Below are 15,610 nucleotides of genomic sequence, written 5' to 3' on the forward strand. Positions count from 1 at the left end.
GGATTTCGGCGACGGCGCTAACGCTCATTCTCCTGAAAATAAAATATCCTCATAAGGTCCCCTTAGATTTTTAAGGGGCGCTAATTTCAGATTACCGGCGATAGTGAATTGTAAGGACCCTGATAAGCAAGTCTGAAATTCGGAATTTTCCTTTCAGCCAGATTGCACTTTTTTTCGTTGAGAGGGGTGAAGCGAACACCAACTCGCTCGTCATTTCACTCAGTTACGATATGAAAAAGTTCTTTGCTGCGTAGTTGGCCGTCTTTCCAGAATAGTGTGACGGCCTGCTTTTCGATCCTTTCAAGGATTAATATATCTCCATCGCTATCCGGTAGATCGATTCCAGTATAACCAAATGGTCGCTTACCGTTCGGGGTTATCCAATGCCAAGCTTCAATTTGTCCAACTAGGTCTGCTGGTAAGTCTGTGCCAATCCCGTTTTCGATTCCGATTACGGTAGGGTGGGTACCCGCGCGACATAGTGCAATGCCGCGTTTGCTGTCGGATTTCCGTTGGATTTGCGCCACTTCGTCAATCGCGCCATCACCATCCAGATCACCGCCGAGAATACGGGGGAGGAATGAGGCTTTCAGATCGAGTGAGCTAAGGTCAACGCCACAACCCCCAAAGGTTTCATGTTCTTCAGGCAAGTAATCAAAGCTGCGTGCGTCTTTCCATGCTGTTTTTTCATTGGTGCTGCGTTGCCAAGAGACGCAAGCATCGAATTTCAAATAGTTCATTCGCGCCTGCTGACCAGCCTTTAGGCTGTTTCCCGATAAGCCGTAATCGATTACGTTAAGCCAACCAATTCCGTCATCAGGGTTAGGTGGTGCGTGGCGTGAGGTATTGGGATTTGTCGACGGCCGGAAGCCGCCTGTTCCTTGTAAGGCGGGCGAGATGATAAAAGCACGTAAATTTTGAGGGGCGTTCACGTCGCCTACGTTCGGGCCGGTATTCGCAGCATTGCGGAAATGCCAGCCAAAGATGTCCCGTGGATTAGGCGTATTGCCATGGGGCGGCGTGAGTGACGTCAGGTCAACTGCATTGCCGATGGGCGCATGCTCGTAAAGGCGCACGGACCAGCCATTTTCGCGCCTTTTGAGCGCGAATACCCAACCATTTTCCAATGTGCGATAGAAGTCACGATCGCCATATACTTGCGGAAATTCTTGATCCGTCAAATCACCTGCTGGACCTTCGCCAAGGATTCGGACGGCATGTGTTTCCGCAGTCGGTTCGCAGACAGGCTGGCGCTGCGCTAAGGCGGGGGGCGAGGCGAACATAATACCGAGCAGCACGGGTAGGATGATTGCAGATTTCATATTTTTCCTCGTGGTCGAGCCAAGGGTTGATGATCATAGCGGAGTGCGCAATCCAAGCGGCGGGCGGTCAGGGTCTGAGCCGGATGTGTCAGGGGGGCCAAAGCCTGTCACGACTGTTGATATCTTGGCGACATAATCTGATCACGCCCCTTCGCCTTCGGGCTTAGCACCGAAGGATTTTAACTTAGCAAGTGTTGCATAGATTGCTTTGATCGCCGGATCATATGTTAGCATTGGTTTGCCGTAAAGTATCGCCGCCGGAAACGATTTTACTCGAACAGGTTACCATGCTGATGTTTCTACCTTTTTATTAACAGAAATCGGTTGTGGTTCGAGCCTGGATGGACCATTCGCAGAGAAGCCGCTTGAAAATCATCTTGGCATGAGTGGTGTAGAATTGAGGAAATTTGCCGGGTATATCGTCATGGTAGAATATTCGTGTACGCTGCTAATTGATTTGCGGCATTGCATAGTAAATTACGTCATGAGAGGGAGAATGGCATATGAAAAAAATCTATATAGGACCTATTATCGGAATAACATCGGCGGTCTTTTTAGCTGCGTGCGGCGGGGATGATAGTGCGAATACTAAAGAGAAAAATATCGAAGATGCCGCGAAAGCGCATGGTATTGATCTCGATGCGACTGTGGATGCCAAGGGTGACACTGAAAAACTTGAAATAAAGCAAGGCGCTAGCAGAATCGGTAAAAACCTCGATTTACCACCTGACTTTCCAGCGGATGTTTTTATCTCGTCAGATTGGAATATCATGGGTACGATCCCTGTGCCGACGGGGGGCTATTCGATTCAGTCGATGTCTAGTGATGAGGCTGATGTGATCGTCAAGCTTGTCCGTGAGAGAATGATTGCGGAAGGTTGGGATGAGGTTTCGTCTGATTCACCGATGCCACAGATGTCTCGTATCGGTTTTGAAAAAGATGACCGTATGGCCAGTTTTAACGTTATGGAAAATGGCGCAACGCGGATGGTGCAGATGGTGACAACGACGAAACCATAGTTGATGTCACGATGGTTCGGGCTGGGCTAGTTAGGTCCACCCCAAACAGCGTTTTGCGGTAGGTTCAGTTTTCCGTCTACCATTGTGACGCCGCCATCGCGATCTTTGGCAATCCAGAGCGGACCGTCCAAGTCTGCGTAGTCTGCCATTTGTGCGAGGTGTAGCGCCGGCGCAATTGAAAGAGATGTACACACCATACATCCAACCATGATATCAAAATTCAACTCTCGCGCGCGATTGATTAAGCGTAAGCCCTCGGTAAGGCCGCCCGTCTTATCGAGTTTAATATTGATCATCTGGTAGTGTTCGGCCAAAGCCTCTAGTCCAGCCGTACTGTGACAGGATTCATCCGCGCAATTAGGAACGAGCGGCGCAAAGCCTTTTAGCGTGGCGTCTTGTTCAGAAGGGATGGGCTGTTCAACGAATGTCGTTTGTAGTTCGAGTAATAGCGGCTGTAATTTTTCAAGAAGATCAACATCCCAACTTTCATTTGGGTCTACGATCATCGCAGCGTCGGGGATAATATTACGAACCGCGCGTAAACATGCGGCAGGCATGTTGTTGTCGACCTTCACTTTTATAAGAGCTGAGCCTTTTAATCGTTGAGCTGCGTCTGCCATTTTTTCGGGCGTATCTAGACCAACGGTAAGAGCTGTGGTGATGCTGCGTAATGGCTCGACGTTCAAACTTCTGTTGACCGGCGTGGCGGCGATCTTGGCCTCGAGGTCCCACATTGCGCAATCGACCGCGTTGCGCGCTGCGCCGGGCGGCATCAACGACAAAAGCTCGTCGCGCGTTATCCCGTTGCGGATGGCATCGCCGGCTTTTTCAATTTGGGCCGATACACTTTCGCAAGTCTCGCCATAACGTAAATAAGGAACGCACTCACCGCGCCCAGAAAAATCACCTTGGGTGATTTCAACAAAGACGACATCTGCTGCCGTTTTTACGCCTCGCGAAATGCGAAATGGTGACGAAAGTGGCCAGCTCTCTATGCGGCTGCGGATTTGTCGAAGCATTCAAGCAACCTGTCTGCAATTCGATTGATGCCCATGGCTATAGGATCTTGGCAGGGCAGTCCTAGTTCCCGTTCAATTTCCGCACACGCACTCTTCGCTTGTTCTGGGCTAAGACGGGATGAGTTCACGCAAACGCCAACAGCGATGGCATCGGGGTTGGTGACCCTTGCCGCTTCAAGATTGGATTTTAGGCAGGTTGCAAGATCGGGTAAGGGGCGTCCTGGAATGCCGCGCATATGTGGGCGGTCAAATTCGTGGCATAGGATCAGCGCGTCTGGTTGCGCCCCATGAAGAAGGCCGAGTGAAACACCGGCGTAAGACGGGTGGAACAACGACCCTTGCCCCTCGATCAAATCCCAACCACCATCATCGCGGGCAGGTGAGATCATCTCTACTGAGCCTGAAATGAAATCAGCGATCACAGCGTCAATCGGAATGCCGCTTTGCGCAATCAAAATACCAGTCTGGCCTGTCGCGCGGAAATTTGCGTTCACACCGCGATTCTTCAATTCTTTTTCAAGCGCTAGCGTCGTGTACATTTTTCCGACTGAGCAATCGGTCCCGACGGTCAATAATCGGCGGCCCGCTCGCGGCCTTCCGTTGCCGACAACCAAATTATTGGGAGGCTGACGAATATCAAAAATTTGAAGACCGTTGTTCTTGGCGGCAGCCACGATTTCTAGATGATCGCTTAAGCGATCGTGAAGTCCAGAGGCTAAATTCATACCGGCATTCAACGCATCAATTGCATGCTTTATAATTTGCGGGCTCATTGAACCGCCAGCATTGGCAATGCCGATAATCAATGTCTTGGCGCCTTTGTCCACAGCATCAGTAAAGCTTAGCTGTGGTAAGCCGAGTGAAACTTCACATCCTTCAGCGCTATGCTCACCGACGCATAATGCCGGGCGCCAAGTGGCGACCCCGCGCGAGGTTTTAACCGAAAGGTCGTCTTTGGCATCGCCTAGATACAACAGATACGGAGAGGGAATTGTTTTCATGTGACGCCATCTAGGGTTGAGCGATTGGTATTTGGATCATGCGTAATGTTGACCAAAACCCCGAAGCACAAAAGGTCTATCTGTGACAGTACTCATAGACATTGGCTATAAGCCGCGCAGACAGTTATGTCCGGCTCGATTTTATCTCAGCTTCCAGGACTTTAATAAACTTTTTAGCAGTCCGTGAGAGCGGCCGATCTTCGAGGTGAACGCAGTATACGTTGATCTCGGCTTTATCTGTCAATGGGCGGAACTCGAGATCGGTTCCCCGGCTGGCGCGGGCAGTGAATTCATCGACCACCGCTACACCTGCGCCATGGCGCACAAGCGCAGCCGCGACATAATATGTTTGAACGAAAATCGTGGCTTCACCGAATGCCTCGACGCTGAGTTCATTGCTGAATAAATTGCCAACCATGCCTGCGCCCGTGAGGCGGATGAGATCATGCCCCTTAAAGGCATCGAGCGATATTCTTTCGGGCGAGTCCGGTAAATCATCTTTACGGAACAGGCCCACCAGTTCACCCGTCCCAACGATCCTCTCTCTCAGGCGGGGATGGTGCGGGGCATCAAAGCCAATAGTCAAGTCGGTTTGCCGCTCATAGAGCGAGCGCAACACATCATCATTATGAAGCGTTTGCAACTCGACTGAAACATCGGGGTTCTCGCGCCGAAATTTCGCAATCGCTGAGGGCGCAATCTCAAGCCCGATCGACGGCAAGACACCAAGCCGTAAAAAGCCATCGTCGCCCCGGCGTAAATTCTTTGTTGTCTCGCGCAGCGACTCTACGCGGTTATATAACTCTCGCGCTTCGCGGAATAAAATATGCGCTTCGTTGGTGGGAACTAATCGACCACGGACTGATTGAAAGAGCGAAAACCCGATGCGGGATTCGGCGTGTTTTAGAACTTTGCTCACAGAGGGTTGCGATACGTTCAAGGCGCGGGCTGCGGCGCTGACAGAACCGGTCTCATAGACCGCATGGAATACTTCGATATGGCGTAAATTCATCATAAGTCGATCATCATACTCTGGAATGCCGTGTTGGCGACATTTTGAATAGCGATTATTCTTTGTTCAGTGTGCATTAAAGTGAAGAGAGGTTATGCCCCAAAGCTATGGGTGCGCAAAGCGATGATTGCGAATACCCAGTTGACCATGTGCTAGGGGGCCACGCAGCTTGTTAGGGGCGATAATCGTCTCGCATGGCTTTCGGACCTATTATTGCGCCCGTGGTATTAGAGCTAAGAATAACCGTTAAGGACACTGCTTTATGAAAGATCTGCCATTTTCAGCGTGGATAAAGCGCGCATCCCTGCGCGTCATAACACTTTGTGCTTGTTTTTCTGTGTTGGCTTTAGGTGGTGTTGCGAGCGCAGAAAGGTATGACGTTCTGATCCGGGATGGAAGCGTTATTGATGGCACAGGCGTACCGCGCTTTCACGCGGATATCGCAATCAAGGGTGAGCGGATTGCTGCGATTGGAAAGATCGACGATGGCGTAAAGGCGAAGCGTGTCATCAATGCGAATGGGTTATTTGTTGCGCCGGGTTTTATCGACCCGCATGCCCATGCTGCGCCGGGAATTGAAAAAGCATCACTCGCGCCCGCGGCGCAACTCTTGTTTGAAGGTATCACCACCGTCTTTCTTAACCCCGATGGGGGAGGCCCGCCAACGCTAGACAATCAAATCGCCAATCTGAAAAAGCATAAGCCGGGCGTAAACACAGCGCCGGCGATTGGGCATAATGCTGTACGCAGAGCAATCATGGGCGAAGACGACAGAACGCCAACGCCGGAAGAGCAGGCCAGGATGGAGGCGCTTGTCCGTGATGCGATGGACGCGGGTGCGTTTGGCCTTTCGAGTGGGCCATTTTACACGCCGGGTAAGTATTCAAAAACGGAAGAAATTATAGGTCTTGCGCGCGTGGCTGCCGAATATCCCGGCGCGTTCCACACCAGCCACATCCGCGATGAATCAAATTACAATATTGGTGTTTTAGGCGCTATCGACGAAGTCATCGAAGTGTCGCGCAAAACCGGAATAGTCGGTGTCATTACTCACCTAAAAATGCTTGGCCCGGCGGTGTGGGGCCGGTCTGGTGATGCTATCAAGATGATAAATGACGCTCGGGACGAGGGGCTTTCGGTCTGGGCCGATCAATACCCCTACGCGGCATCCGGCACATCGCTTAAAGCGGCTTTGGTGCCAGGCTGGGCGCGAGACGGCGGCGATCAAAAAATGATCAGCCGACTGAGAGATATGGAGCTACGTCCCAAAATCAGACAAGAAATGGAAAAGAACCTTGAGCGGCGCGCCGGTGCACATGCGATTATGATTCGCAATTATGCGCCCAACCCCGATTATGTTGGGCGGCGGCTTGATGAAGTTGCCCAGGACATGGGTGTGCATCCGTTGGACGCAGCAATTGAGCTTCTGATTAATGATGCGCCTTCCATAATCTCATTCAATATGAATGAATATGATCTTGAAGCCATAATGCGTCAGCCGTGGACGATGACGAGTTCTGACGGCACCCTTTCGGAACCGGGTGTCCGGTTAGAGCATCCGCGATCGTTTGGGGCGTTCCCTCGAAAAATTCGCCGCTATGTGCTTGAGCGTGGAGTGATTACGCTTGAACATGCAATTCATGCAGCGACGGGGCTAACAGCGAAAGTTCACAACGTAAAAGAACGCGGTGAGCTACGGGTTGGTCACTATGCTGATATAATCGTTTTCGACCTCGAAACCATTGACGATACGGCGACCTACGAGGTCCCGGAAGCGATGGCACACGGTATGAAATATGTGTTGGTGAACGGAAAGCTCGCACTAATAGATGGGCAAGTCGCCGACGACCAATATGGCAGAGTGTTGTTGCGCGACAAGCAATAGTTAGTAGAAACAGCCTGACCGGTGCGTGTTTCTTGGTTTGGTCGTCATGCATTACGTATTCGCAAACTGAGTGGGTGTGTTGTATGTTTCCAGCTCTAATGAAGGCGCGTGCCATTTTACGTCAATGGGCCGGTAAATTTTGCGAGCGAGGTAGCAGAGATCTTTCGACAACTCATAAAGACAACCCGTCCACTCGTTTTTTGGCCCCCGGTGATTTTATTAACGGGTGCCTTAGCTTTCAGTCTGATTGATTTTGACGAATTCCATAGCGCAGTTAGTGCGGCGAATGGATGGCTCTTATCGCATTTTGATTGGCTATTTAGTTATGCGTCATTTGCGGCGGTCGGTTTGATTCTGTGGGTAGTGTTTTCTCCGCTCGGATCTGTCCGTATTGGTGGCCCAGAGGCAAAACCTATCCTCAGCCGCTGGAACTGGTTTTCGATCACCTTGTGCACGACGATTGCGATCGGAATTTTGTTTTGGGGTGCGGCGGAGCCGATGTTTCATATGAACAGTCCACCGGCATTTTCGGGTGCGGTGGCCCATTCCGCAGACGCAGAGAGTTTTGCTGTTTCGTCCATGTTTATGCATTGGACGTTTACACCCTACGCCATCTATTCTGTGCCCGCTTTGGCGTTTGCGCTCGCGCATTATAACCTTGGCCGTCCGTACTCTCTCAGCGGGCCATTGTCCTTGGTCTTTGGCCGTGCGGCGTTGGGCAAGTCTGGTTCTGTTATTGATGCGATAGGGCTTTATGCACTGGTCGCGGGCGTTGCCGCTTCGTTAGGGGCCGGGGTGATGACCTTGGCGAGCGGCATTGAAACAGTTTCAGGTCTGCATGACACCACGCTGTTGCGGCTTTTTGTGATGGCGTTGATCGTATCGGTATTTGTTTTGTCGTCGATTAGCGGGGTGCAACGCGGCATAAAAATATTATCCGATCTGAATACCAAATTCTTTTTCGCTCTTGTTATCTTTGTACTGATATTAGGGCCAACCGGTCACATCTTATCGCTCGGGGCGGAAAGCGCTGTTGAATATGTGACTAAATTTATTCCGCGTAGTCTAGCTTTGGGCGAGAGAGCCGGCGACCCTTGGACACGCGATTGGACAGTTTTCTATTTTGCGAATTGGCTGGCGTGGGCACCAATTACAGCGCTATTTTTGGGGCGTATTTCTGTCGGCTATACCGTGCGTGAATTTGTTCTGTTCAATCTTGTTGCGCCGGCAACGTTTGGTGCAATCTGGATGACGGTTTTTGGCGGCGCGGCGATTGGGGCTGATGCGGGTTCCGGGGCATTGTCGGCGGCGCTTGATGAGCGCGGGCCGGAATCGGTGATTTATGCGTTGTTTGAAACTTTTCCTTTCAGCCAGGTTATCATCTCGTTGTTTATCATTCTGACCTTTATTTCCTTCGTCACTGCCATGGATTCCAATACGCACTCAATAACGGGGGTATGTCTTAAGGGCACGCCAAGTAAAGAGCGCCGTGGTGCGGAATATCAGATGAAAATATTTTGGGGCGTTCTTGTTGGTGCCATCGCCTTTATCATGACCTCAACAACCGGAATCGATGGGGTGCGAATGTTGTCAAACCTTGGAGGCTTGCCCGGGCTATTCATTCTGATTTCAATGGGTGCTGTTATTGTGACGATCCGGGTGTTGTGGCTCGATGAGGTACGTTCAGCCGCGCAACCCGCACAACCTGTAACTACGCCATCAACGGAAAAGGCCACCGGGTAGAATATCGGCTATCAATGCGGATTTTTGGGTCGTAATTTCGCGAGCATTCTCGTGGGACGTGTGCGCGATCCAGACTTTGCTGTTCGGTCGCATTTGCCCAAGTAGCGGCAAGTCTGCTGCGATCACTTGGGCAATGCGCGGGTACCCGCCAATCGTCTGGGCATCAACAGAAAGGAGAAAAGGCGATCCATCGGGTGGGCACTGCACTGTGCCGGGGAAAACCGCACTGCTGGCCATTGGCAAAGATTTGTCTAGCGTCATTGATAGCCCCGATAACTGTATTCCCATGCGGTCGGCTCGTCGGCCAACAGTCCACGGTGCATGAAAAAAGCGCTCTTGAGCGTCGTTTGTTAACTGATTGAATTCTGGCCCTTCAACGGCACGAATAAAGAAATCCTGCCCAATTTGAGGGCGATAAGCGGGTGTAATTTCGCGTGGTGATCCAGTCTCCAATTCCGCAAGGCACAGTTTATCTCCGGATGTCAGCGCTCGTCCGTTATGCCCGCCAAATGCAGCCGGTTGGTAAGTTGAAGCGCTACCCAAAAATGATGAAGCGCAAAGCCCGCCAGCGAAGGCGATGTAACAACGTGCACCGATATTTGTCTGGCCGATAGTCAGAGTGTCGCCAGTAGATACATTTATGGCAGTGTAGAATTCGACTGGAACTTTGTTGATGGTTGCGTTCATGGGTGCGCCACCAAGTGCTATTTTTCCTTCAGTGGCGAATTTTAACGTGGGCCCCTTGAGGGTGCATTCTAAGGCCGGGGCGCTGGCTGGGTTCCCCAATGCGATATTGGCAAGGGCGAGCGACAGGGGATCCGCGGACCCTGATAGGGGCACGCCAAGGTGACGATAACCTGGCCGCCCTAAGTCCTGAATTGTTGTCGATAGCCCGGCTTGTACAACGGTTGCGAATGTACCCATCACCGCGCCCCCTCAAGGGTTGAGAATGTTTTTGCGTCAACGGGCTTGAAGTGGACTTCGGTGCCCGGTGTGAAGATAAAGGGTTGATCAGCATCAGGATCGAATAATGTCGCCGGGGTGCGACCTATGATTTGCCATCCGCCCGGTGACTGGAGCGGATAAACACCAGTCATGGAACCTGCGATGCCGACCGAACCGGCGGGAACCTGTGGCCGGGGCGTTTTGTGGCGATTGCAATGAAGGATTTGATCGGTTGGCCCTAAATAGGCAAAACCGGGCGCAAAACCGACCGCGAGTACTCGGTAAGGAGCGTTTGTGTGGCGCTCTATTATTGCCTCTTGGGTAAGGTCCAGTTCGTTACAGAGTGGTTCGAGGTCTGGTCCATATTCGCCACCATAACAAACAGGGATTTCAATTTTAGGGTTCGGCATCGGCGCGGTCATGCCTGCCCCCTCACTCAACTGTTCCAAACGTTTATGTGCGTCGTGTGCCGATAAAATGGATGGGTTGAATTTTATCGTCACGCTGTCAATGCCGGCCACAGCGTCAATAATTCCGTTTACTGATCTGATGTTATCAGCGACAGAGTTAGCAAATAGCGCTTTATCTACAATATTTTGGTTGCCTAGGTATGTTGCTATCCACCCATTCTCGCCGAAGGGCGCAATATGATAATCGTGATTATTCATGAAAACGATCGGATCAGAAAGCTTGCGCTTTCTAGTTTTGTTCGGACGGCTTTGGCCGTTTCAACAGCGCCCTCAGAATCGCTATGAATGCAAAGGGTGTCGGCGGAAATCCGTAATTTGCCATCGCTAGCCATGAATTCGCGCTTTTCAGCGATCGCCAACGCTTGCGTGGCGCGGACATCAATATCAGCAATCACCGCACCGTTTTCGCTGCGCGGGGTTAGTGCGCCAGATGCAAGGTATAACCGATCCACAAACCCTTCCGCAAAAAACTTAATGCCGCGATCTTTAGCCGCTTGTTCGAGTGCCGAGTTAGGTGGCCCTATCAATGGCGTCCCATTTGCTGCGCGAGCGATGATCGCCGCGAGCGCCGGTGTCTTGGCTGCGTCATTATATAACGACCCGTGCGGTTTTATGTGCCGCATTGGAATTTGTTCCCGCGATAGGAGTTCGAAGAGGCCCGTGATCTGTGCGGTGAGGCTTTCAAGCAAATTTTTGTGGCTAATTTCTATGCTGCGCCGACCAAACCCATCTGGGTCTGGGTATGACGGGTGCGCACCAATCTGTACGCCGTACTTTTGGGCGAGGCGGGCTGTAGCGCGCATAGTCTCTGGTGTGCCGGTATGGCCGCCGCACGCAATAGAGCAGGAAGAAACAAGCGGCATGAGCGCAATTTCATTTTGCTGCTCGGCCAGATTTTTATACTCGCCCATGTCAGCATTGAGGTCGATTGATTGCATCATGCGAATCCGATCGCGCGCATGATCCCCCGTATCCCCAACCCAGCGGCGATGAGCACAACAATAATTCCAGCACTATTCGCAAGCCATCCATTGGCGTGTTGACCTAGAAGCTTTTTGTTGTTCGCTGCATATAGCAAGAATACAGCAATGATCGGAAGCAAAGCCCCGTTTGCAATCTGTGCAAAGATGATTATTTCGATGGGCTTGATACCGGTAATCGCGACCAACGTACCGATGAGCAATACTGTTCCAGCAATGGAGCGAAACTTCCAATCTGTAGGGTCGGGCTTAAATCCGAATAACTCAGCGGCAGCAAATCCAGTGGCTAGAGGTGCGGTGATCGCAGATGAAAGGCCGGCTGCAAATAGCCCCGTAGCCAAAAGAAAGGTCGCCCCCGCGCCGAATGCGGGCTCTAATTGCCGCGCCATATCGGCAGCATTCTGAACAATGATGCCTGAGCCAAAAAGACTGGCGGCGGCTGTTGATAATACGAGAATTGAGACGATGCCGCCAACGCCAATCGAAAGTCGGGCATCAAATCGCGCTTCATCCAAGCTTGATGGATCGGGCCATCGTTTCCGGGCGGCAGCGGCGTGAAGAAATAGATTATAAGGAACGATTGTTGTGCCGATGAGGCCGAGAATAATGGGCAACGCACCAATAGGAATATTGGGTATGGCGGCACCGCGAATAAGGGCGCTCCAATTCGGCCCGATAATAATAAGCGCAGTTGCGAAAGAAAGCGTCATCAATAAAACAGCCACGATCAACACTTTTTCGATTATTCGGTAGCCGCCAAATATCAAAATGGTGCCTGCAAGCAATGCGATACACCCGGATAGAGCTGGTCGTGATGCTAGGTCGGGTAAGGCGGCGTCTATCCCAAGCACTGCCCCTGCAATATTGCCGCCTTCATAGGCTGCATTTCCAATAAACAATGCGCTAATGATCAACGCGGCTACGGGCCATTTTAATGCGGGGGTGCCGGTGAATTGTTCCATCACCGCCTCGCCCAGACCACGCTGGGCGACAACCCCAAGACGGACGGCTGTTTCTTGCAAGATGATTGCCGCGATGGTGGCGAATACAAGCGCCCAGACAAGCGCATAACCAAAGGTTGCACCTGCGATGGTTGCTGTTGTGACAGTGCCCGGCCCAATAAAGGCAGCAGCGGTTAAAGCACCAGGGCCGATTGCGCGAAGTCGTTTAAACATCGGCAGACTCTACTGTGATATGCCGGAAAATGCATCCAACAAAAAAGCCGCCTTCGCGAACGAAGACGGCTTTTTGCTAATTCGTGGGGCTGAGTTTAGTTGCCTGCAGGCTTTAACTCTACGCCTGTGTTTTCTTGTACCGACGCTTTAGTGACGGGGGCCGCTTCAATTAATGCGATTGGCGCACCGTCTGGTGTTTTTGGCTGTTCTTTGCGTTCTTCGCGTAATTGGGGTTTTGGTTCTGGCGCAAGCGGGGCTGCTGGCGCAAAGCTAGGCGTTTCCACATCGCCCGAAGCGTACTCATCCCAATAAGCAGGTTGAGTCATCATTTGGCGAAAGACGTCAATATTATTGTCGGCGACGATAGGCGGAAGATCAGAACGTGCGAGGCGTTCGGCTTCGCGCATTTCGCCAGAAAGGGCGAGTACAAGTGCGAGATTTTGACGAATGCGCGAGTCGCCGCCGGCATTCGCCGCTGCGCTGCGCAATGTCGAGTTCGCAAGGCCTAGTTTTCCGTCGAGCGCAAAGGATAAGCCCTTGTTATTGAGAAGCATCACTTCATTTGGTGCCATGGCGAGGGCGCGGTCATAATTTGCGCGCGCTGACGAATGTTCACCGATTTGATCGAGAGCAACGCCATATGCGGAAAGAGCACGCCAATTCGTTGGCATTTTCGCAACCGCAGTTTCGAGATAACGTACAGCTTCAAAAGCCCGGCCACCTTCGACCAAAACCTTGCCATATTCCAAATTTACCGTTGGTTCGTCCGGATGAAGCGCAGATGATTTTTGCATCACCGACACAGCTTCATCATTGGAACCAATCTTCCGCAAAGACTGTGAAAACCGGACAGCCACATTCGGGTCTGATTGATCAGTGTTATACCGAGTGCCCCAAAATGCAGCGGCGGCAATGGGGTCCATGCTTTCTTCCGCTGCGGGGTTGGTATAAACACCAATTGCGTCACGATATTCGTCATTGCTGACGGATTGCGTGCCCGCATTCTGTGTTGTTGCACAGGCGGGCAGCATAATTGCTGCGCCAGTGATGATTGCGTATTTGTATACAAGCCTAGATGCGTTAAGCATGGTCTCGCCTCGATGAATTCCGCTTATTTCTGTCAGGATGATGACGCAAGGACTTCAATAAAGGCTTAACCGTATGGATAATGTACGATCAAAAGATAACTCGGAATTGATAGGTTAACGGATTATTTATGCGTCAAGAATTGTTAAGCGACTATGAACGGGACGCTGCCAATGCAGCGCTTCCTATTTATACTGTAAAAGAGAACGAAATTGATTCCTGTGATGCCCCAGAGGAGTTGATCTCCCTCGCACAATTCAACGGTTTCAACGGCGAGGCTGGCGGCGTATATGCTGATGGAAAAGCTGTGTTGCTTGGCGTCGGTGACGGGAGCGATCCATTCATATCGGCAGCTGCAGCCGAAAAATTACCTAAAGGAACATATGTGTTCGCGACATCAGCGGGCGCGGACGAAGCGAATTTAATAGCCCTTGGTTGGCTATTGGGGACCTATCGGTTTGATCGATACAAACAGCAAAAACCTGCCTCTGCGTGTTTGGTTGCGCCAGAAAACGCAGACATCGGGGGCGTGCGCCGGGCGGCGGGCGCGATTACGATGGTGCGCGATCTTGTTAACACTCCGGCAAGCGATATGGGCCCTTCCGCCATGGAACATACTGCCCGAAACCTCGCTGCGAATGAGGGTGCGCAAATAGAGGTCATTACGGGCGAGGAGCTTTTGGCCCAAAATTTTCCGATGGTTCATGCGGTCGGGCGTGCATCTGTCGATGCCCCACGTTTGATTGATTTGCGTTGGGGGGATGAAAATGCGCCGCGCCTGACGCTTGTGGGTAAGGGGGTGACCTTTGATTCTGGCGGGCTGAACATCAAAGGTGGCGCAGGCATGTCGCTGATGAAAAAGGATATGGGCGGCAGTGCCCATGTTTTGGCGCTGGCGGGCATGATTATGGCGGCGAAATTAAATGTTCGGTTGCGTGTATTGGTCCCGGCAGTTGAGAATGCGATTGCGGGTAATGCCTTCCGCCCTAGTGATGTGCTCCAAAGCCGTAAAGGCCTTACCGTTGAGATTGGCAATACGGATGCCGAAGGCCGCTTGATCCTTGCCGATGCGCTGGCCTATGGCGCAGAAGAGCAGCCGGATTTGATGATTTCTATGGCAACGCTTACGGGGGCTGCCCGCGTGGCTGTTGGGCCAGAGCTTGCGCCGTTTTATTGTGATGATGATGCGCTTGTCAGCGCCCTAGAGGAGGCCGCCGTCAAAAATGCCGACCCTGTTTGGCGGATGCCGCTTTGGCGAAACTATGAGGCGATGCTGTCATCATCCATCGCTGACGTAAATCATATTTCTGGTGGCGGGTTCGCCGGTTCTATCACGGCCGCACTTTTCTTAAAGAAATTTGCCGTGGACGCCGACCGCTGGATGCATTTTGACATCTATGCCTGGCGGCCAAAAGCGGCACCGGGACGACCCACAGGCGGCGAGGCACAGGCGATCCGTGCGCTATTCGACGTTCTGAGCAAGCGTTACCCGGCGGCATAATCTGTCGTTTCTTTGCCGATAATACCCTTGCCCTGAGCGGCCGAACGGTTGCATGGATATAAATTGGTTCATGGGCTTAAGGCGTAAGAAACAACATGGCAGCGACAGATAATCTAACCGTTTGGCGAGAAGTCATGTGCGACGCTGTTCGTGCGGACGGTCCTGATTTGTCGATGCGCCAATGGGCCATTTTGTTGTCCGTTTACTTGAAACCGGGACCACATACGGTTCGGGCATTGGCGCGCGATTTGAACGTGCCGAAGCCGGCGATCTCTCGCGCGTTGGATGCATTGTCGATTTTGGGCTTTATCAAGCGGGTGCGAGACGCCAATGATAAACGCATCGTTATTGTGCAAAAAACGGCTGACGGTGCTATTTACCTCGACAATTTCTCGCGCCTTGTTGATACCTATACGGAAGAACCGCGCTTGAATGCGATGTATGGCTGACAG

The 15,610-nt window shown here is 51.8% G+C and carries 14 protein-coding genes; 5 read left to right on the forward strand and 9 right to left on the reverse strand.

All coding sequences use genetic code 11. From position 1 onward, the window contains the following. Positions 1–215: 215 nt before the first annotated feature. Entirely contained in the window at positions 216–1,322 is a 1,107-nt protein-coding gene (locus ABFZ84_RS05390; protein WP_369312913.1) for a hypothetical protein, read from the reverse strand. A 503-nt stretch (positions 1,323–1,825) separates the two neighbouring features. On the opposite strand from ABFZ84_RS05390, the gene ABFZ84_RS05395 reads away from it, so the two are divergent. Further along, positions 1,826–2,341, forward strand: a complete 516-nt coding sequence (locus tag ABFZ84_RS05395) for a hypothetical protein (protein ID WP_369312914.1) — start codon at positions 1,826–1,828, stop codon at positions 2,339–2,341. 26 nt (positions 2,342–2,367) lie between these two features. Here the strand turns inward: ABFZ84_RS05395 and dgcA are convergent, their stop codons facing one another. From dgcA to ABFZ84_RS05410, 3 genes are all read right to left on the reverse strand, one after another. After that, positions 2,368–3,360: an N-acetyl-D-Glu racemase DgcA gene (gene dgcA / locus ABFZ84_RS05400; RefSeq protein WP_369312915.1), complete on the reverse strand. Its 993-nt coding sequence runs from the start codon at positions 3,358–3,360 to the stop codon at positions 2,368–2,370. Then, the gene (dgcN, locus tag ABFZ84_RS05405) at positions 3,333–4,361 is read right to left on the reverse strand and encodes an N-acetyltransferase DgcN (protein ID WP_369312916.1); all 1,029 of its coding nucleotides are present in this window, start codon (positions 4,359–4,361) and stop codon (positions 3,333–3,335) included. Before dgcN ends, dgcA begins: the two co-directional genes overlap by 28 nt. A 124-nt stretch (positions 4,362–4,485) precedes the next feature. After that, on the reverse strand, positions 4,486–5,376 hold the full coding sequence (locus ABFZ84_RS05410; RefSeq protein ID WP_369312917.1) for a LysR family transcriptional regulator: 891 nt from the start codon (positions 5,374–5,376) through the stop codon (positions 4,486–4,488). A 259-nt stretch (positions 5,377–5,635) separates the two neighbouring features. Here ABFZ84_RS05410 and ABFZ84_RS05415 point away from each other — a divergent pair, with 259 nt between their 5' ends. Beyond that, positions 5,636–7,258, forward strand: a complete 1,623-nt coding sequence (locus ABFZ84_RS05415; RefSeq protein WP_369312918.1) for an N-acyl-D-amino-acid deacylase family protein — start codon at positions 5,636–5,638, stop codon at positions 7,256–7,258. 108 nt (positions 7,259–7,366) lie between these two features. Further along, the gene (locus ABFZ84_RS05420) at positions 7,367–9,001 is read left to right on the forward strand and encodes a BCCT family transporter (protein ID WP_369312919.1); all 1,635 of its coding nucleotides are present in this window, start codon (positions 7,367–7,369) and stop codon (positions 8,999–9,001) included. Here ABFZ84_RS05420 and ABFZ84_RS05425 read toward each other — a convergent pair. The 5 genes from ABFZ84_RS05425 to ABFZ84_RS05445 all read right to left on the reverse strand — a co-directional run bounded on the left by ABFZ84_RS05425 (position 8,978) and on the right by ABFZ84_RS05445 (position 13,659). Then, positions 8,978–9,925 carry a 5-oxoprolinase subunit C family protein gene (locus tag ABFZ84_RS05425; protein WP_369312920.1) on the reverse strand — a complete coding sequence of 316 codons (948 nt, stop codon included), beginning with the start codon at positions 9,923–9,925 and terminating at the stop codon, positions 8,978–8,980. The two genes, ABFZ84_RS05420 and ABFZ84_RS05425, sit on opposite strands and share 24 nt — an antisense overlap. Then, on the reverse strand, positions 9,925–10,614 hold the full coding sequence (gene pxpB / locus ABFZ84_RS05430) for a 5-oxoprolinase subunit PxpB (protein WP_369312921.1): 690 nt from the start codon (positions 10,612–10,614) through the stop codon (positions 9,925–9,927). Before pxpB ends, ABFZ84_RS05425 begins: the two co-directional genes overlap by 1 nt. Beyond that, positions 10,611–11,357, reverse strand: coding sequence for a 5-oxoprolinase subunit PxpA (gene pxpA / locus ABFZ84_RS05435; RefSeq protein WP_369312923.1), 747 nt, complete (start codon positions 11,355–11,357; stop codon positions 10,611–10,613). Before pxpA ends, pxpB begins: the two co-directional genes overlap by 4 nt. Further along, positions 11,354–12,571: an Nramp family divalent metal transporter gene (locus ABFZ84_RS05440; RefSeq protein WP_369312924.1), complete on the reverse strand. Its 1,218-nt coding sequence runs from the start codon at positions 12,569–12,571 to the stop codon at positions 11,354–11,356. Before ABFZ84_RS05440 ends, pxpA begins: the two co-directional genes overlap by 4 nt. Positions 12,572–12,666: 95 nt before the next feature. Next, positions 12,667–13,659: a tetratricopeptide repeat protein gene (locus ABFZ84_RS05445; protein ID WP_369312925.1), complete on the reverse strand. Its 993-nt coding sequence runs from the start codon at positions 13,657–13,659 to the stop codon at positions 12,667–12,669. A gap of 128 nt (positions 13,660–13,787) precedes the next feature. Between ABFZ84_RS05445 and ABFZ84_RS05450 the strand changes: the two genes are divergently transcribed. Both ABFZ84_RS05450 and ABFZ84_RS05455 read left to right on the forward strand, forming a co-directional pair. Beyond that, the gene (locus ABFZ84_RS05450; protein WP_369312926.1) at positions 13,788–15,158 is read left to right on the forward strand and encodes a leucyl aminopeptidase family protein; all 1,371 of its coding nucleotides are present in this window, start codon (positions 13,788–13,790) and stop codon (positions 15,156–15,158) included. A 95-nt stretch (positions 15,159–15,253) separates the two neighbouring features. After that, complete coding sequence (locus ABFZ84_RS05455) at positions 15,254–15,607, forward strand: MarR family transcriptional regulator (RefSeq protein WP_369312927.1); 354 nt, start codon at positions 15,254–15,256, stop codon at positions 15,605–15,607. Positions 15,608–15,610: the final 3 nt, after the last annotated feature.

Origin of the sequence: Hyphococcus lacteus, assembly GCF_041058985.1 — a bacterium.
GTDB lineage: Bacteria > Pseudomonadota > Alphaproteobacteria > Caulobacterales > Parvularculaceae > Hyphococcus > Hyphococcus lacteus.